Origin of the sequence: Dokdonia pacifica (assembly GCF_900188275.1) — a bacterium.
Classification (GTDB): domain Bacteria; phylum Bacteroidota; class Bacteroidia; order Flavobacteriales; family Flavobacteriaceae; genus Dokdonia; species Dokdonia pacifica.
Genome location: NZ_FZNY01000004.1, coordinates 117271 through 136926, shown reverse-complemented (window position 1 = coordinate 136926; position 19656 = coordinate 117271). Strand labels below are relative to the sequence as shown.

Here is a 19656-nt window from a genome sequence, read left to right as displayed (position 1 = left end):
TGCAAATATTGCGATTCAAAATTGAAATATCCAAGCTTTATCCGAAAAATTTTCCGCATAAATCGAATATTGTTTGTTTTATAGAAAAATATTCTACAGTTATTCCAAATTATAGATTCCTGATGAGAGATATCGATCTCCTCGATCACAAATAATCGCTACAATAACTCCATTTTCTATTTGCTCGGCTACTTTTAGAGCAACTGCAACTGATCCTCCACTACTCATCCCTGCAAAAATCCCTTCTTCCCTGGCAAGTCGTTGTGTCATTGCTGTAGCTTCTCTCTGACTTACTTCAATCACTTGATCTACTTTACGTCTATCAAAAATACTAGGTACATATTCTGGAGACCATTTTCTAATACCAGGGATTCTAGAACCGTCTGTAGGCTGACCTCCTACAATCGTAATGTCCGAATTTTTCTCCTTGAGATATGTAGAAGTTCCCATGATAGTTCCTGTGGTTCCCATAGCCGAGACGAAGTGTGTTATTTTGCCTTGTGTAGCTTCCCATATTTCTGGACCTGTGGTCGCATAGTGTGCTTTCCAATTATCGTCATTACCAAATTGATTCAGCATATAATATCCTTTTTCATCTCGATATTGATTTGCCACATCTCTAGATCCTTCAATACCTCTGTCACCTCCCGTAAGTACAATCTCTGCACCATAAGCAGCCATGGTTTGCACACGTTCTCCTGTTGCGGTTTCTGGCATGACTAAAGTGATTTTCAAATCTAATACAGACGCTACCATAGCCAATGCAATTCCTGTATTACCACTAGTAGCTTCAACAAGATGATCTCCCTTTTTAATATCACCTCGTTCTAATGCTTTTGAAATCATGTTAAAAGCAGCTCTATCTTTTACACTTCCACCAGGGTTATTTCCTTCTAATTTTAAAAAAAGTTGTACTCCTTCCTTTTGTAATAATCGTTGTGGTGCTACTAATGGTGTATTTCCTATTTGCCCTGTGATGGGATTAATTTGCATAACTGTTTCTCGTTTTTGTTTTAATAGAACTTTGATGGCTCACAATAGTATTAGGAGGAATAGATTCTGTGATCCAAACATTAGCGCCGATAATACTATTTTCACCAATGACAATATCACCTCCCAAAATAGTAGCGTTTGCATAAATAGTCACATTATCTTCAATAGTAGGGTGTCTTTTGGTATTTGCGAGTTCTTTACTTACCTGAACACCTCCAAGCGTTACTCCTTGATAGATCGACACATTATTTTTAATTACAGATGTTTGGCCTATTACTATACCTGTGGCATGATCTATAAAAAAGGATGCTCCTATTTGAGCACCAGGGTGAATATCTGTTCCTGTAACACCATGTGCATATTCACTCATCATACGAGGTAGAATTTGCACGCCCATATTTAATAAAACATGGCTCATTCTATAAATAGCAATGGCATAAAAACCTGGATACGCTAAGTATACTTCCTTAATACTTGATGCAGCTGGATCTTTATCATAAGCAGCTTGTGCATCTAAGGCTAATTTTTCATGAATTTCAGGAAACTGTTTTATAAATACTTCCCATATGTTTTGAGTATCAGTATGATCTAATTGTTCAAGGATTTCAATAAACTGTTTTTTAATTTTCTGTGATTGCTCACTTTCTATAGTTGTAATTTCATACAAACTGTAGAATAGTTCTTTTGTAAATGCTTCTACTTTACATTTAAGTCGGAGTGGCCAGTTATGTATTGAATTCATAATACGTCTGATTTTATACTTCTTGAGCTAATGTTAGTTTTAATCCGTCGAGATATTCTGTGATAGGTATTTGGCAACTTAATCTGCTATTTTCCTGCACGTGAAATGCTTCTGCAAGCATCGCATCTTCATCATACTCCATCTCATTAAGTTGATGGTCTGATGTGATATAGCATTGGCAGGAAGCACACATTGCCATCCCACCGCAAACACCAATGGTTCCTTCAGGAGCTAATTCGTAGGAACGAACTACCTCCATTAGATTCATAGCCATATCTGTAGGAGCCATAACTTCGTGTTGCACCCCTTCTCTATCTGTGATATATACCTTTACATCTTGCATTTCCCGAACCTCTTAGACGATAGCTTTTACGATAGCTTTCGGTGCTTGCTTTTTTGTTCCATCAAATCCTTCTACACCGCCTACAGTTGTGTACTTCATGACATACTTTTTATCTGGAAAAATACGTTTATAAGCACTTTGGCACATTAATGTTGCTTCATGAAAGCCACAAAGAATTAGCTTTAATTTTCCTGGATACGTATTTACATCTCCAATAGCATAAATCCCAGGGATATTGGTTTGATAGTCTAATGTATTATCTACTTTGATTGCATTTTTTTCTATCTCAAGCCCCCAGTCTCCAATAGGACCTAATTTTGGCGAAAGCCCAAATAATGGAATAAAATGATCTGTATCTACAATAAATGGATCTTCTCCTTTCTTCTCAATGGCAACTCCTGTTACATGATCTTCTCCAAGAATTCCTTTTACTTCTGCAGGAGTGATTAAATTAATCTTACCTAGATTTTTTAATTCCTGTACTTTCTCTACAGAATCCAACGCCCCTCTAAACTCATTACGCCTATGTATTAATGTTACTTCACTTGCTACATCTGCTAAAAAGATACTCCAATCTAATGCTGAATCTCCTCCACCAGCAATGACCACTCTTTTATCACGATATATTTCTGGGTCTTTAATAATATATTCTACCCCTTTATCTTCAAATTTAGAAAGCTCTTCTAATTGTGGTTTACGTGGTTCAAAACTTCCTAACCCGCCAGCAATAGCAACGATAGGAGCATGGTGTTTTGTCCCTTTATTTGTTGTGACAATAAAAGACCCATCTTCTAATTTTGTAATAGTTTCTGCTCGTTCTCCTAAGGTGAATGTTGGCTCAAAAGGCTCAATTTGTTTCATTAGATTATCTACCAAATCACCTGCCAATACATCTGGAAAACCAGGAATATCATAAATAGGTTTTTTAGGATAAATCTCTGCACATTGTCCTCCAGGAATAGGCAATGCATCAATGAGGTGGCATTTTAATTTTAATAGTCCCGCTTCAAAAACAGTAAATAGTCCTGTAGGACCGGCTCCAATTATTAATATATCTGTTGTAATCATTTCTTTTATGCTTCTTTTTTTTCTACTAATCCTTTTGTAAACTCATTTAAGGTTTCGACTTTTTCTTCAAAATCACCTTTAATAGTTTTTCTATATTCATTTAAGTTTTGAACTAAATCATCTACTTTATCGGGTATTACTTCTTCAAAAAACTGACGTAATCGTTTGGCTGTTGTAGGAGATTGACCATTGGTAGAAATGGCTACTTTCACATGCCCCTTGGTCACAATACCTCCCATATAAAAATCACAATATGGTGGATTATCAGCTACATTTACCAGTTTATCTTTCTTCCTACAGTGATTATATACTTTGATGTTTACTTTAGGTTTATCGGTTGTGGCTATCACAATGTGTTTTCCTTTTAGCAACTTCTTTTTATACTTTCCATGAAGCATGGTCACCTGATGTTTTTCGGCAAGTTCGATTGTTTCTTCTCTATACATAGGAGAGATCATTGTTACTCTTGCATCTGGACTTGATTTCAATAAAAATCGCAACTTTTCTTCTGCTACATTTCCGCCACCTACAATAAGCACATGAAGATTCCGCACTTTTAAAAAAACAGGATATAATGTATTACGTTGCTCCCCAACTGGAGTGGTATGTGAACTATGCATAACGTAACTGCTTTTGAGGTAATTCTTTTTCTTGAATTGCGGCAATTCTTTCAGACAATATGCTTCTATTTTCCACTACTTTTCCAATCACAATAATGGCAGGAGATGTGAGCTTTTTCTCTGCGACTACTTTTTCAATAGTTTCGATGGTTCCAAAGCCAGTTTTTTCATCATCTCGTGTCCCATTTTGGATAATGGCTACGGGTATTTTTTCTTTACCCGCTTTCGCGAAAGCGGATACAATCTCACCCAATTTACTCATCCCCATTAGGATCGCAACCGTTGCATTGGATTGTGCTGCTAGCGCCACATCTGTAGACATTTTATGAGACTTTGTTGTTCCGGTAATTACCCAAAAACTTTCTGCACTTCCACGCTTAGTTAATGGGATTCCTTGATAAGCAGGCACTGCTAAAGCAGAAGAAATACCAGGCACCATTGCTGTTTCAATTGCATGCTCACGTACAATATCCAACTCCTCGGCTCCACGTCCAAAAATAAATGGATCGCCTCCTTTTAAACGCACCACATGACCATGACTAAAAGCTCTACTAATGATCAAATCATTAATTTGTTCTTGCTGGTAGACATAACATCCTTTACGCTTCCCTACAAAAATCTTTTCGGCATTGGGAGCATAGTCTAGCAAGACTGGATTTACCAATGCATCATAGAGCACTACATCTGCCGTAGCAAGTGTCTTAATTGCTTTGATGGTGATTAAATCAGGATCTCCTGGTCCTGCACCAACCACCGTTAATTTTGCTTGTTTCATACTCCTAGTTATGATACCAGTTCTGCAACTCGGTATGCTCTTGTTTTTTGCAGAAACTGTGCTGCGTTTTTAATATAACTCGTTGCAAACTCCTGACTTGGAGCATATTCTTGAATTTGATATATCAAATCACTAAAAGAAGTTCCTAAAGGGATTTTTTCTGTATCTACATACAATTCATCAAATTGTCTTACAATGCTTGCTTGTGTATTGGTGCGTTGTCTATCTGAAATTAGAATTGCTTTTGCAGCATTAATCAACGAACTATAAGCATAATAAATAGCGTTAGAATACACCGCGTCGTTTAAAGATTGTTTTGCATTTTCGATCTTCTCTTCACACTCTAAAAAGAGTGTCTCAATAAGATCTATCACTACACCTGCGCATTCTCCTACTCCTATTGCTTTTACATATTTTTCTTCTTCTCCCCAATCGATAAAGTCTTCTTGCGTAAGATTATCTACGTTTGAAAGATCCGTTAATAATTCATAGAAATATTTTTCACCTTGCAATGCATAATATTCTTGAAACGTGGTGCCATTAGCATTTGCTTCAAAATCATTTAAAATTCTGCGTAGCGCTTCTGGCCCTCTTCTACTAGGTACTTTTACTACTTTATCTGCAAATACACCTTGTCCATTTCCATTGTTTCCTCCTCCTAAAAGTACTTGCAGTGCTGGTGCTGTCAATTTATCTTTTGTACGCACAGACATTCCCTGAAAGCCAATATTTGCCATATTGTGTTGTCCACATGCATTCATACATCCACTTATTTTGATCACCAGATCTTGGTCTTCTAAATACTGTGGGTATTCTGTTTTAAGAACACGCTCTAACTCTTCGGCAATTCCGGTACTGCTTGCAATCCCTAAATTACAGGTATCAGTACCGGGGCATGCCGTAATATCTACTGCTTTATTATATCCTACTTCTGTGAATCCAAGTTTTTTTAATTCTTTATAAAAGAATGGGATAAGCGCTTCTTTTACATAAGGAATTACAATGTTTTGACGCAATGTTAATCGTACCTCACTAGTCGCATATTGATCTACTAAATCTGCTAGTAACCTCGCTTTATCTGTATAAAAATCTCCTAAGAGTACTTTAATACCTATTGCTACAAACCCTTCTTGTTTTTGAGTAATGATATTCGTGCTTTTCCAAAGTTCATATGCTTTATGATCTTCTATTTGCACTTTCGGAATTGAGTTGATTTCTACGGGAACAGTTGGAGGATATGAAGTCACATCAATAGGCACAGTATGTTGTGATAATGCTTTTTGCTCAGCTTCTATTAGTTCTTTAAACCCATCTAAACCTATATCTTTTACTAAAAATTTCAAACGTGCTTTGGCTCTACTTCTTCGTTCTCCGTGACGATCAAATATGCGTATCACACTTTCCATCAATGGAATGATCTTATCTGATGGTAAGAATTCATAAAACACATCTGCATGTCTAGGTTGAGACCCTAGTCCACCAGCAAGCATTACTTTAAATCCGCGTACACCATTTTCTATTTTGGCTATAAAACCTAGATCATGCATATAAGATAATCCTGTATCGCGATCTGAAGAAGAAAAAGAGACTTTAAACTTACGACCTAACTCCTGACCAATAGGATTTCTTAGAAAGAATTTAAAAATTGCATCTGCATATGGAGACACATTAAATGGTTCTTCCGGATCGATTCCTGCCAGTTCAGAAGCCGTTACATTACGCACTGCATTTCCGCAAGCCTCTCTCAGTGTAATATCATCTTTTTCAAGCTGCGCCCATAATTCTGGCGTACGATCTAAGTCTACATAATGAATTTGAATATCCTGACGCGTAGTAATATGTAAACGTCCTCTAGAATATTCATCAGAGACATCGCTTATTCTATGTAATTGTGCACTAGACACTTTCCCATAAGGAAGTTTAATACGTATCATCTGTACACCAGGCTGACGCTGTCCGTATACACCTCTCGCTAGACGAAGACTTCTAAAACGCTCTTCGTCTATCTTTCCTTTGTGAAAAAGCTCAATCTTATCGGCAAGCTCGATAATATCTTTTTCTACCAAAGGGTTTTCTATTTCTGTTCTAAAACTTTGCATTCTTTTTCTTTTTTATAGCGCTTTCTTTCCCGAAAGACTTCGTATTACCAATAGCTTCTCATAGCATTTATAAAGCTTTGATCGTATATTATTTTACAAACCCGACACCGGCGGTCGTATTTGTATGAGCATCTATTAATATGAAGGAACCCGAAATTTTATTTTCAGTATAAGAATCATATGCCAGAGGTCTACTCATCAAGATATTTACATTTCCCACTTCATTAAGCTTTAAAGAATTTGCAGTGATATCTTCTCCAGAAAAATCGGTATGTATCACTCCTGACACTCCTTTTATTTTTGCTAAAATTCTATTACTTCCACTTTGCAAAAAGTATTGCGTTCCTGGTTGTAATTCTTTAGTATCCATCCAGCATACTTTTGCTTCTAATTGTTTTCCTACATTAGGTCTTTCAGCATTTTTGACAATCATGTCACCTCTACTAATATTTAGATCGTCTTCTAATGTAATTGTACACGAACTCCCTCTACCTGCTTTATCAAATTTTTGATCAAAAAAGTAAATTTCTTTTACACGAGAGCTTGTTAATGATGGAAGTACTGTAATCTCATCCCCTACTTCAAGGTCGTCTCCATAAATCTTTCCTGCATACCCTCTAAAATCATGAAAGTCGGTTTGCTTTGGACGAATTACCATTTGCACTGGAAAACGCATATGCGATTGTTCATATACATCTTGTGCTTCTAATCCTTCTAAATGATCTAGCAGTGTATTTCCAGAATACCATGGTGTATTTTCTGAAGTTGCAACCACATTATCTCCCAATAATGCACTCACAGGAATAAACGTAATGTTTTGTTCCTTGTACTCGCTTTTAGCAATCATTTCTTGAAAATCTGCTTTGATTTCTTCATAAATGGATTCAGAAAAATCAACCAAATCCATTTTATTAATTGCTACAATAATGTCTTTAACACGCAACAGGTTATTGATAAAAAAATGACGATACGTTTGTTCTATCACTCCTTTACGTGCATCTACTAAAATGATAGATGCTTGTGATGTAGAAGCTCCCGTCACCATATTACGTGTATACTCAATATGCCCTGGGGTATCTGCGACGATATAACTTTTTGTTTTTGATGAAAAATAAATATGCGCAACATCAATGGTAATTCCTTGTTCCCTCTCTGCTACAAGCCCATCTGTAGCTAAAGAGAAATCTAAATAATCAAATCCATTTGCTTTGCTTTTTGTTTCAATCGCTTCTAACTTATCTGTAGTTAAAGATTGTGTGTCATAAAGGATACGACCGATGAGTGTACTTTTCCCGTCATCTACACTTCCTGCTGTTGCTATTTTTAATACTTCCATGGCTTCCCACCTAACCTCCCAAAGGGAAGAATTTTCACTCCTGTGGTTTAGAGCTGTTTTAATTAGTACTCTTTTATTCTTTATACGCTTTCGCGAAAGCGTATACAATAATCATCTTATATTCCCCTTTGGGGTTAGGGGATTTAGAAATACCCTTGTTGTTTCCGTTTTTCCATTGCGGCTTCAGATCGTTTATCATCTATTCGAGCTCCCCTTTCTGAAATTGTAGAGGCTCGTATCTCTTCTACCACTTTTTCTAGTGTTACCGCGTCAGAAAGTACTGCTGCGGTACACGACATATCTCCTACGGTTCTAAAACGAACCAATCGTTCCTCAACTACCTCATCTTCTTCTCTATATACGGCGTCATCGGCAGACCAGATCATTCCATCTCTCACAAAGGTCTTACGGGTATGTGCAAAATAAATGGATGGAATTTCTATTTTTTCTTTTGCTATATAACTCCAAACATCTAACTCTGTCCAGTTACTTATGGGGAAGACGCGCACATTCTGTCCTAAACTTATTTTTCCATTAAGATGATCAAAAAGTTCTGGACGTTGATTTTTTTCATCCCATTGCCCAAAATCATCACGTACAGAAAAAATACGTTCTTTAGCTCTTGCTTTTTCTTCATCGCGTCGCGCTCCTCCAATGGCAGCATCAAACTTAAACTCTTCTAATGCGTCTAATAAAGTAGTAGTCTGAAGACTATTACGACTTGCATATTTCCCTTTTTCTTCAATCACTTTCCCTTGGTCTATAGAATCTTGCACATAACGCACAATTAGCTCTACACCCAACTCTTTTACAAGCTTATCTCTAAAAGCGATGGTTTCTGGAAAATTATGTCCTGTATCGATATGCAATAATGGAAACGGGATTTTTGAAGGATAAAATGCTTTTTGAGCTAATCTCACCAATGTAATAGAGTCTTTTCCTCCAGAAAAAAGAAGTACTGGTTTTTCAAACTGAGCCACCACTTCTCTAAATATATAAATAGCTTCACTCTCTAAAGGGTTTATCGCAAGAGTTGCTGTATTGTTATGTGTTTCTATAGCTTCCAAGGGGTCTATTGTATTTCTGTCTTTTGTTACTAATTCCATGTGTCTTTTAGCTTAGTTACTGTGTAATCCACACTCACGGTGCTCTAACACTTTAGTAGGATCAAAATAATTGAACTCATTAGGTAATGCATTCTCTTCTAGATATACGTCTAATTCTGTGTCACTGTAGTAATAAAACGGACTTACTTTAATGACACCGTTTTTATCTAAACTTACAATGTCTAATGAATCACGTAAAGCCGTTTGCCCCTTCCTTAAATTAGTAAACCACACATCTGGTTGTAATTCACTCATGGCCCTTTTAAAAGGCTCGAGCTTTACTTGCTCAGTAAAAACAACATGATTAGGGTCATCTATCTCTGGAATACCAATAGTAACTGCACGATGTGCCACGGTTTGTTTAGGTACGTATAATTGTATATTGAGTTGTAATTTTTCTATTACGGATTCTGCATGTGCATAGGTTGCAGGCGTGTTATAGCCAGAATCACACCATACCACTGGAATTGCAGGGCTGGCATTTACACAAGCATATAAAATAGCTGCTTCATAGGGTCTGAAATTGGTAGTCACGATAGGGTTTTTACCATAAGCAACTGCCCATTTACAAATTTCTAAAGGTGTCTTATCTCGTAATTGCTGATTAATTTCTATTAGTTCTTCTGTTGTCATGTTCCTTTATTTCTTTTCTACTTGTGTTTAACTATTTACCCCATTTTATAAGATTCCAGATGCGCTCGTGAAAAAAGTATAAAATCATTTTTGTCACAAAATCTATAGAAGCTATAGATGTTGCAATTCCTATTTCTCCTGTAAGGATGTAAGAAATTAATAGCGTATCTAATGTTCCTATCAATCTCCAACTTAATGCCTTTACAACACTTCGAATAGGTTTTTCAGAAGATTTTACTTCTTTATAAGAAGGCTCTTTTGTTTTATTTTTTGCTAGAATAAACTGATCTAAAATCATATATAAAATTTAAATACCTATTACCCTATCGGATTACTAGGATAATAGATTTACAAATTTAAAATTTATAGTCATATACCATTCCTAAAACTTTCTTTTTTTTTGTTAAAGTTTAAAAAATCATATGTTAACTAATGCTTTTTCAACGTCTTGAATGATGTCATGCACATGTTCTAACCCCACAGAAATACGAATGAGGCCATCTGTAATTCCAACAGATTGTCGTTCTTCTACGCTTAATTTTCCATGTGTTGTACTTGCTGGATGACTCACAATAGTTCTTGTATCTCCAAGATTTGCAGTGAGTGAACACATCTCTATAGCATTTAGAAATGCTCGTCCGCTCTCTAAACCTCCTTCTATTTCTATCGTTACAATATTTCCTCCTAATTTCATTTGTTTTTGTGCAAGCTCAAATTGTGGATGCGATGGTAAAAAGGGATATCGTACTTGTTTTACTCTAGGGTGTTTTTCCAATTGTTTTGCAAGTGCTAATGCATTTTCACAGTGCTTCTCTACTCGTACGGCAAGTGTTTCTAGGCTTTTAGAGAGCGTCCAAGCATTAAATGGGGACAACGCAGGCCCTGTAATACGTGCAAATCGGTAGATAGTGTCTATTATACTTTCAGATCCTACTGCAATTCCTCCCATCACCCGTCCTTGTCCATCTAGTAATTTTGTTGCCGAATGAATTACTACGTCTGCGCCCCACTTGATAGGTTGTTGTAAATAGGGTGTTGCAAAACAATTATCTACAATAAAAATCAGGTTATGCTTTCGCGAAAGCGTACTTAACAATGTTAAATCTAAAATATCAGTAGCCGGATTTGTAGGAGATTCTACATATAAAACTTTGGTTTCTGGCTGAATTAATGTTTCGATACGATCTAAATCATTTATATCAAAATAGGTGTGTGAAATATTCCATTTAGGAAAATACTTTGTGAATAGCGTATGTGTATTTCCAAAAATAGAGCGTGCCGAAAGTACGTGATCTCCACTATCTAACAACGCAGCAAATGTGCTAAAAATAGCCGACATTCCTGTAGCAAATGCATGCCCTGCTTCTGCTCCTTCCAGTAAACACATTTTTTGTACTAATTCGTGGTTATTTGGATTTGTATATCGGCTATAGATATTACGTTGTTTCTCTTCGGCAAAAGAAGCTCTCATCTCTTCGGCATCATCAAATACAAAACTTGACGTTAAGTATACTGGCACTGAATGCTCTTGATGTTGAGAACGTTCTGTTTGTGTACGTATCGCTTGAGTCTCTGGATGTATATAAGTCATTTATAGAATTCTTAATATGTAAATTAATTAATAGATTGTGCTACTTTGAGTATATCCCCAAAAACACCTCTAGCTGTTACTGTAGCACCTGCACCAGCCCCTTGAATAACCATAGGATGATCACCATAAGATTCTGTATAAATTTCAAATATAGAATCTGATCCTTTTACCTGTCCTAACGAACTATCTTTTGGAACAGAGATTAATTGTACATCCATAATCCCTTTATCCTTAGATAAGTCTCCATGTAAATCTCCAACATAACGAAGTACGTTCCCTTCAGGCTGCGCTGCTTTTATTTTTGCAAAAACCGTATCAAACTCTTGTATTTTTCCTAAGAATTCTTGAGCTGTTCCTTCTCTTAAATGTGCTGGAATTAAATTATGAATCGTAATATCTTCAAATTCATTTTTAAGATCTAATTCTCTAGCAAGTACTAATAATTTTCTAGCGACATCATTCCCACATAAATCTTCTCTTGGATCTGGTTCTGTATACCCACTATCCATTGCTTCTTTTAACACTTCACTAAAAGGTCTATCTTCTACCGAAAATGTATTAAACAGATAGCTCAATGAGCCTGAAAAAATGCCTTTTATTCGTGTAATATTTTCTCCAGAGAGATGCAATAATTTAATGGTTTCTATTAGAGGTAATCCAGCACCTACATTTGTTTCATATAGATATTGCTTCTGGTGATTCTCTAGAGTTGATCTAAGGGATTTATAAAATTCATAATCAACCGTATTTGCAACTTTATTAGAAGACACCAAATCAAATCCATTGGTGACTAAATGCTCATAATTGTATACAAAATCTTTACTTGCTGTATTATCTATAGCAATTACATTTTCTAAATGATGTTTATCTGCATATTGTATAATATCATCTAGCGTATATGATACTCCTTGATTTTGCAAACTAGTTTTCCATCGATGATCAACTCCGCTGTTACTTAGGAGTACTTTTTTAGAATTGGCTATGGCAAAAATATTTAAATGAATATTTTTCCTTTTCTCTATTTCATCTCTAGATGCCAGTATTTGATCAATCAGGGTGCCTCCTACGAGACCATGACCAAATATGGCAAGGTTTATTTTTTTTGCAACTCCATAAATCTCTCCATGAATCACATTGAGTGTTTTGTGTAATTGCTTTTTAAGAACCACTAAACTTACATTTTTCCCTGTCGCTGTATTATTAACTAAAAGCGGAACAATTTGATTTTTAATCAGTCTATTATACGGTTTATGAAATGTACTTAAATCTTGTCCTATAATAGAAACAACCGATACATCATCTTTGATCAATATTGCACTTACATCCTTTTTATAAATATCAGTTTTGAATTCTTCTTCCAGTACTTTTTTTGCCTTGGAAGCATTAGTGCTATTTACGATTAATCCAATACCTCTTTCGGAAGATCCTTGTGAAATAATACTGATACTTATGTTTTCATATGCTAGCGCCTGGAAGATTCGAGCATCTACACCTACACGACCTAAAAGCCCTCTTCCTTCTAAACTAATAAGAGACACATTTTCTAATACTGATAGTTTTTTGATACCATCTTCATTTTCTTCTGAGGTAATTAAAGTTCCTTCATTTTCAGGGTCAAATGTATTTAAAATGCGTAATGGTATTTTCTTTTCTACAAGTGGAATAATTGTTTTAGCATGCAATACATTTGCCCCAAAATGAGCTAATTCATTAGCTTCTGTAAAAGACAGTTTTTTAATCTTTTTGGCATCGGCAACTAGGTCTGGATTTGCTGTATAAATACCATCTACATGCGTAAAATTCTGGAGCTCTTCTGCATCTAAAAAACTAGCCAATAATGAGGCGGTATAATTACTTCCATTTCTTCCTAATGTGGTTGTTTCCTGATTGCGATTGGATGCTATAAAACCTGTTACAACATTTACAGTAGTTCCGTTATACTTTTTAAAATGAGCCTTTACTTTTTCTTTAGAAAGACTATCTAAGGGTTGTGCATTTCCAAATTGATCATCAGTAACAATTAAGGATCTGCTATCAGTAAAATGAGCATTGACTCCTTTCTCTTTTAATAATGCTGTGACTAATCTAGCAGAGAGCAACTCTCCATGAGACAACACTTTGTCTTTTATTTTTTCACTATAATCGCCCAATAATGAAACCCCTTCAAAAAGTGTATCAAGTGCATGAAATTCTTCTTGAGCGTCTAAGGCTTCATAGCCTTGGAGTTGATAGTTTTTAAATGCTTCTAGTTGCGCTTTATAATTTTCGTTTTTAGAAGCTTTTTCAAGAATCTCTTCAAGTTCGTTTGTAGACGCGCCTCTCGCTGAAAGCACAACGGTAATTGCCTCCCCTTTTTTAGCCTTCTTCTCAATGATATCTACTACGGTTTGGATTCCCTTTCCGTTAGCCAGCGATTTTCCTCCAAATTTTAAAATTTTCATCTTGATATTTCGTATTAAAAATAGTTGTCAATATGTTGTTTAATTGATCGTATTCTATAAGAAAGGCATCGTGCCCATGAATAGATTGTATTTCGTGATAATAACTCTGTACACCTACACTTCCAAGTAGTTGGTGTGTATGATAGATATGATCTGGATAAAATAATCCGTCAGAATCTATCGCCACGAGATGCACTGTACTTTTAATTGTTTTTAACAGATCATGTATTTCTGATCTCCCTTTTGTAATAGAAGCGGTTCCTAGCAAATGATTCATTAATTTGTAGGTTGCTAATTCAAAACGTTCTTCCAATTTTTTTCCATGGTGTAACAACCAACTTTCTACATTATAGATTCCTTTTTCTGGATGTATAGATCTATCAAATTTTGCAGTAAATGAAGCTGCTGTTCTATAAAAAGTCATGGCATGCATACGTGCATCATGAATAGGTTGTACTGAATTACATAGTATTTGTTCTTGTATTGCACATTGTGCTATCACCCAATCGGTAGCTTTCCAATCGGTAGCAACAGGAATAAGATGTTCTATTAATTCTGGAGCTTCGATAGCAAGTTCCCAAAGAATTTGTCCTCCTAACGACCCTCCTATTGCTGCATATAACGATTTGATATTGAGATTTTTTAGAACTTCTAACTGTATTATTGCAATATCACGATTATGAAATTCTTTATATTCCGAAAGCAAATTTTCAGATTTCCCATCAAATCCATTACCAGGAATATCAATTGATAAAACGGTATAATAATCTGTATCAATGACCTTACTTTTTCCTATGAGGCTATTCCACCAACCGTTTTCTCCTGTTACTGAAGAGTTACCTGTAAGCGCATGATTTACTAAGACTACTGGAGCTGTACCTAACTCCTTACCGAATACCTGATAGGTAACAGTAAGGTCAATAGTATATCCAGTTTTTGTTTGGAACGATGGGATGGAAAGGTTTTTTATCATAGCATATATTTAAATGAAGCAGAAGCTCTTTCATAAAAGAGCCCCCGCTTACCCAACTAAGATTATACTAGAACTGTTTTATCTACTTTAGCAAAAGCAGCTACGAGGTCTTCTTTTAAATCTTCTATATCTTCAAGACCAACCGAGAGACGAATTAAGTCGTTTGTGACTCCCGTACTCCCTTGCTCCTCTTCACTAAGTTGCTGATGTGTTGTGCTTGCAGGATGTATGATAAGAGATTTACTATCTCCAATATTTGCTAGTAATGAGAACAATTGTGTCTCATTTGCAATAGTTTTTGCGCTTTCAAATCCGCCTTTTACACCAAAAGTAACAATACCACTTTGCCCTTTAGGAAGGTAAACATCTGCTAAATTTTTATAGGCACTACTTTCCAATCCAGGATAATTTACCCATGCTACTTCATCTCGTGTTTGTAACCATTGCGCAAGTGCCAAAGCATTTTCAGAATGCTTCTTCAAACGAATATCTAATGTTTCTAGGCCCTGTAAAATCTGAAATGCATTAAACGGACTTAGTGCAGCTCCGTGATCTCGCAAACCTTCAATGCGTACTTTGGCGATAAACGCAGCTTCGGCTAATGCATCATGATACACAAGACCATGATATCCCGCAGAAGGTTCTGTAAATTCTGGAAATTTTCCACTACTCCAATCAAAGTTTCCTGCATCTATAATGACACCTCCTAAAGCAGTTCCATTACCATTTATATATTTTGTGAGTGAATGAATAACAATATTTGCCCCATGTTCGATTGGATTCAATAATGCAGGAGTTGCTACAGTATTATCTACGATGAATGGTACTTTATACGCTTTCGCGAAAGCGGAAATACCTTTTAAATCCAGCACATCTAGTTTAGGATTTCCTAGGGATTCTACAAAAAATGCTCTTGTATTTTCTTGTGCTGCTTTCTTGAAATTTTCAGGATCAGAAGGATCTACAAATGTAGTGGTGATTCCAAACCGAGGAAGCGTTACACTCAATAAATTATATGTCCCACCATACAAACTACTAGATGCCACAATATGATCTCCTTGCTTTAACAGGGTCAATAAAGTTGTATTGATGGCCGCAGTACCCGACGCTGTAACGACAGCTGCGAGCCCGCCTTCAATTTCAGTAAGGCGCTTTTCTAAAATATCATTGGTAGGATTATTAAGACGGGTATAAATAAAACCTGGCTCAGATAAATTAAAGAGATTTGCAGCATGATCTGCGTCTTTAAAAACATAAGCTGTGCTTTGATAAATAGGGACCGCTCGAGTTCCTCCATTTGCTTCATAATCGTGTCCTGCATGCAACGCTTTTGTTGCTAATTTTTTTGTACTCATTTTTCTTTTTTTTGAGTTTAATAATTGCCCAATCACATTGTGTGAACGGATTAAAACCAAAAGTTTAACATTTCGCTTTCGCGAAATACCTACAAGAAAAATATTATAAGAAAAAACATAAGCTACGCCACTGGCGTATCTCGATGTTATCTATCCTCAAGTTTCGGTAATGAGCGATTCTTGGGTAGAATGTAGCACCTTCTTTCTAAGTGAAAGGGTTGCTAAGGCTTCATAGGGTCATTTCCCTCAGCCTTTCTTGATAACATTTCAATAAGTTGTTGAACTTTGTGAGTACAAATATTGCAATAGAAAAATGAAATTTCCAAATTTTAAATGAAAAATTTTCTAAAAAAATCAATTATTTCAATTTATACAGAATTATTTTCTGTCATATTATATAAATGCAGAATTATTAACAACAACTTTCCTGAACTAATGTCATCTACGAATGGCTACCATTGTAACTTCTAAACTGGCCTTTAAAAATTTCACTCAAAATTAACTATCCTTATTTAGAATAAATAAAAATAATTTTCTTACTTTGACAAAATAAGTTACAATTCTTACGTGTATGAAGACAGCGCATATTGAAGAAATAGCATTTGTTGATCAAGCTATTATTAATAGGAAAACACAAAAAATATTAGCTGAAGAACCTTGGGCTATTGACGAGACTCAGGAAGAAACGCTCAAAAAAACCATTCAGGAGTTATTAGATTTAGCTCAGCATGCTCCTTATCATTATAAAATACAAGAAGATTACTATACAAATAGTACACTCACCTCATGTGTCCCATGGCGTTTTTATGTATTAGATACTAAAGCTTGCAGAACTTTATATTCTCATATTAAAAATCCAACTATTAAAAAGGATAAAATACGTGATATGTTAGGAGCTGCAGATGCTTTATTAATGGTCACATGGTTACCACATCCGTCAAGAGAGGAATTAAAAAATGGGGTTGTAGAAAGGGATTTTGAGCCTATTCCTTTTGAAGGTAATGGCGTAAATATGGAACATATTGCCGCAGCTTCTTGTGCCATCCAAAATGTTCTTATTGGTGCTACGGCTAGAAACATACCTAACTATTGGTCTTCTGGAGGCAAGTTAAGAGATAAACCTGTAAGAGACTATCTAGGAATTCCATTGGAAGAAATCTTACTAGGCGCCATTTTTTTATTCCCAGAAGATGCTGAAGATAGAGATGCGACTATTATTCCGGGAGCAAAAAGACATGAGGGAAAAGAAAAAGCTACTTGGAGCACATGGCTGAATCTAGGTATTGAATAAGTAACATCAAAAAAGGCATTAATATTATCTTATGACTTGTATAAGCAGTTTTAACATAGTTAAAGGAATACTCTCTAAATTTTTAGAAGAAAAAGGACACAGAAAAACGCCAGAACGATATGCTATTCTAGAAGAGATTTATAGTTGTGATGAACATCTTGATATAGATTCCTTATACATAAGGATGAAAAACAAAAACTATAGGGTAAGTCGTGCGACACTTTACAATACGATGGACTTATTGATAGAGTCACGCTTGGTGCGCAAACATCAATTTAATGATAATGTTGCGCAGTTTGAAAAATGCTTTTTCCATGGAAAACACGATCATGTTATCCTAACTGATACCGGGGAAGTGTTAGAATTTACAGATCCTATTATTGATGAAATCAAAAAAACTATTGAAGAAATGCTGGATGTAGAGATTGATCATCATTCTTTATACTTTTATGGAACACGTAATAAAAAAGGGAATGATGAAAAGATGATTTCTGATTGATGAAATCATTGTAAATAAGGAGAAGCATTTCATTAAGATATGAAAAGGTACATACTGCAATAAGGGCAGATTTGTACTGTAAAATACAGATACGCATCCTATTATTTTGTGCTTCGCATTTTACAAAATAATAGTGTGCTTCACCACCTCGTTAAGAGATTGCAACATACATAGTGAAACAAGAACAGATTTGCAAAACAGTATTACGAATCGTGGTTATTGTTTTAGTAGAAAAATGTACAAAAACAATAACCACTCACCACCTCGTTAAGAGATTGCTAATAGTATTGCTAATTTTAAAAGTTTACTTACATTTGCAACTGAAATAACGAGGATAGATTTGACCGCTTGCAACCTCTTAAAAAAATGCCTAAATAATTACGGTTGATTCTTCAACTTCGGTGTAATTTTCCTAGGGCGCTTTCGTCAAATCGACTTCAAACTATCAAACATATAGCTAATGGCATATTTATTTACTTCAGAAAGTGTATCTGAAGGACACCCTGATAAAGTAGCAGATCAAATCTCTGATGCGCTTATAGATAACTTCTTAGCTTTTGATGCTGAATCAAAAGTGGCTTGTGAAACACTTGTAACTACAGGACAAGTAGTTTTAGCAGGAGAAGTAAAAAGCAACACCTATATAGATGTTCAAAAAATTGCACGTAATACGATCAATAAAATAGGATATACTAAAGGAGAATACATGTTTGATGGTAATTCATGTGGTGTTCTTTCTGCTATTCATGAGCAATCTGATGATATTAATCGTGGGGTAGACCGTGATTCAAAAGAAGAGCAAGGAGCAGGTGACCAAGGAATGATGTTTGGATACGCTACCAAAGAAACAGAAAACCTAATGCCAATCGCATTAGATTTATCTCACAAAATTCTTATCGAACTTGCAGCATTACGTCGTGAAAATAAAGAGATCACTTATTTACGTCCTGATTCAAAAAGTCAGGTAACTATAGAGTACAGTGATGATAATGTACCACAGCGTATTGATGCTATTGTAGTTTCTACACAGCATGATGATTTTGATGAAGACGAGGCCATGCTTGCTAAGATTAGAAAAGATATTGTAGATATATTAATTCCTAGACTTGTTGCAAAACTTCCTGCGCACGTTGCTGGGTTATTTAATGATGATATCAAGTACCATATCAATCCAACTGGAAAGTTTGTGATTGGAGGGCCACACGGAGATACAGGACTTACTGGACGTAAGATTATTGTAGATACTTATGGAGGAAAAGGAGCTCACGGAGGTGGTGCTTTTTCTGGAAAAGACCCATCAAAAGTAGATCGTAGTGCTGCATATGCAACACGCCATATTGCAAAAAATCTTGTCGCTGCAGGTGTTGCCGATGAAATTTTAGTTCAAGTGTCATATGCTATTGGTGTGGTAGAGCCTATGGGGATTTTTATCGATACCTATGGGACATCAAATCTAAATATGACAGATGGTGAGATTGCAGCAAAAGTCACTGAAATTTTTGATATGAGACCTGCTGCTATTGAGTCACGTCTTAAACTACGTTCACCTATGTATAGTGAAACAGCTGCATACGGACATATGGGACGTAAGAACGAAATTATTACTAAAACTTTTGAGCGTCTTGATGGAACAACCAAAGATGTAGAAGTAGAGTTATTTACATGGGAAAAATTAGACTATGTAGATAAAGTAAAAACAGCATTCGGGTTCTAAAAAATAACATTTTTAAATTATATAAAGAGGCAATCGTAATGATTGCCTCTTTTTTGTTTAACTTCATACGCTTTCGC

18 protein-coding genes and 1 riboswitch are annotated in these 19656 nt (G+C 35.7%); of the genes, 3 read left to right on the top strand and 15 right to left on the bottom strand.

All coding sequences use genetic code 11. The features are described 5' to 3' along the window. Window positions 1-99 precede the first annotated feature (99 nt). From cysM to CHB80_RS13035, 15 genes are all read right to left on the bottom strand, one after another. Window positions 100-993, bottom strand: coding sequence for a cysteine synthase CysM (gene cysM / locus CHB80_RS13105; RefSeq protein WP_089371945.1), 894 nt, complete (start codon window positions 991-993; stop codon window positions 100-102). Then, window positions 983-1735: a serine O-acetyltransferase EpsC gene (gene epsC / locus CHB80_RS13100; RefSeq protein ID WP_089371944.1), complete on the bottom strand. Its 753-nt coding sequence runs from the start codon at window positions 1733-1735 to the stop codon at window positions 983-985. The genes cysM and epsC overlap by 11 nt, the downstream gene beginning before the upstream one ends. Window positions 1736-1748: 13 nt before the next feature. Then, the gene (locus CHB80_RS13095; protein WP_089371943.1) at window positions 1749-2078 is read right to left on the bottom strand and encodes a 2Fe-2S iron-sulfur cluster-binding protein; all 330 of its coding nucleotides are present in this window, start codon (window positions 2076-2078) and stop codon (window positions 1749-1751) included. Between the two features lie 12 nt (window positions 2079-2090). Beyond that, on the bottom strand, window positions 2091-3146 hold the full coding sequence (locus CHB80_RS13090; protein WP_089371942.1) for an NAD(P)/FAD-dependent oxidoreductase: 1056 nt from the start codon (window positions 3144-3146) through the stop codon (window positions 2091-2093). Between the two features lie 5 nt (window positions 3147-3151). After that, window positions 3152-3766: a precorrin-2 dehydrogenase/sirohydrochlorin ferrochelatase family protein gene (locus CHB80_RS13085; RefSeq protein ID WP_089371941.1), complete on the bottom strand. Its 615-nt coding sequence runs from the start codon at window positions 3764-3766 to the stop codon at window positions 3152-3154. Continuing rightward, window positions 3759-4541, bottom strand: coding sequence for a uroporphyrinogen-III C-methyltransferase (gene cobA / locus CHB80_RS13080; protein WP_089371940.1), 783 nt, complete (start codon window positions 4539-4541; stop codon window positions 3759-3761). The genes CHB80_RS13085 and cobA overlap by 8 nt, the downstream gene beginning before the upstream one ends. An 8-nt stretch (window positions 4542-4549) precedes the next feature. Further along, a complete protein-coding gene (locus CHB80_RS13075) occupies window positions 4550-6640 on the bottom strand; it encodes a HEPN domain-containing protein (protein WP_089371939.1) in 2091 nt (696 codons plus the stop codon). 88 nt (window positions 6641-6728) lie between these two features. Then, the gene (locus tag CHB80_RS13070; protein ID WP_089371938.1) at window positions 6729-7976 is read right to left on the bottom strand and encodes a sulfate adenylyltransferase subunit 1; all 1248 of its coding nucleotides are present in this window, start codon (window positions 7974-7976) and stop codon (window positions 6729-6731) included. 143 nt (window positions 7977-8119) lie between these two features. Next, window positions 8120-9082 carry a sulfate adenylyltransferase subunit CysD gene (cysD, locus tag CHB80_RS13065; RefSeq protein WP_229746946.1) on the bottom strand — a complete coding sequence of 321 codons (963 nt, stop codon included), beginning with the start codon at window positions 9080-9082 and terminating at the stop codon, window positions 8120-8122. 12 nt (window positions 9083-9094) lie between these two features. After that, complete coding sequence (locus tag CHB80_RS13060) at window positions 9095-9715, bottom strand: phosphoadenosine phosphosulfate reductase domain-containing protein (protein ID WP_089371937.1); 621 nt, start codon at window positions 9713-9715, stop codon at window positions 9095-9097. 31 nt (window positions 9716-9746) lie between these two features. Then, window positions 9747-10013, bottom strand: a complete 267-nt coding sequence (locus CHB80_RS13055; RefSeq protein ID WP_089371936.1) for a DUF2061 domain-containing protein — start codon at window positions 10011-10013, stop codon at window positions 9747-9749. A 120-nt stretch (window positions 10014-10133) separates the two neighbouring features. Then, the gene (locus tag CHB80_RS13050; protein ID WP_089371935.1) at window positions 10134-11306 is read right to left on the bottom strand and encodes a trans-sulfuration enzyme family protein; all 1173 of its coding nucleotides are present in this window, start codon (window positions 11304-11306) and stop codon (window positions 10134-10136) included. 23 nt (window positions 11307-11329) lie between these two features. Further along, window positions 11330-13747 carry a bifunctional aspartate kinase/homoserine dehydrogenase I gene (gene thrA, locus CHB80_RS13045; RefSeq protein WP_089371934.1) on the bottom strand — a complete coding sequence of 806 codons (2418 nt, stop codon included), beginning with the start codon at window positions 13745-13747 and terminating at the stop codon, window positions 11330-11332. Then, window positions 13710-14720, bottom strand: a complete 1011-nt coding sequence (locus tag CHB80_RS13040; protein WP_089371933.1) for an alpha/beta fold hydrolase — start codon at window positions 14718-14720, stop codon at window positions 13710-13712. Before CHB80_RS13040 ends, thrA begins: the two co-directional genes overlap by 38 nt. A 62-nt stretch (window positions 14721-14782) precedes the next feature. Beyond that, a complete protein-coding gene (locus CHB80_RS13035) occupies window positions 14783-16075 on the bottom strand; it encodes an O-acetylhomoserine aminocarboxypropyltransferase/cysteine synthase family protein (RefSeq protein ID WP_089371932.1) in 1293 nt (430 codons plus the stop codon). Window positions 16076-16218: 143 nt separating this feature from the next. After that, a riboswitch (SAM riboswitch) is annotated at window positions 16219-16341 on the bottom strand. 305 nt (window positions 16342-16646) lie between these two features. Here CHB80_RS13035 and CHB80_RS13030 point away from each other — a divergent pair. The 3 genes from CHB80_RS13030 (at window position 16647) to metK (ending at window position 19579) form a co-directional block, all read left to right on the top strand. Continuing rightward, window positions 16647-17366: a nitroreductase family protein gene (locus tag CHB80_RS13030; RefSeq protein WP_089371931.1), complete on the top strand. Its 720-nt coding sequence runs from the start codon at window positions 16647-16649 to the stop codon at window positions 17364-17366. Between the two features lie 31 nt (window positions 17367-17397). Continuing rightward, window positions 17398-17865: a Fur family transcriptional regulator gene (locus CHB80_RS13025; RefSeq protein ID WP_089371930.1), complete on the top strand. Its 468-nt coding sequence runs from the start codon at window positions 17398-17400 to the stop codon at window positions 17863-17865. A gap of 460 nt (window positions 17866-18325) precedes the next feature. Further along, window positions 18326-19579, top strand: coding sequence for a methionine adenosyltransferase (metK, locus tag CHB80_RS13020; RefSeq protein ID WP_089371929.1), 1254 nt, complete (start codon window positions 18326-18328; stop codon window positions 19577-19579). Window positions 19580-19656: the final 77 nt, after the last annotated feature.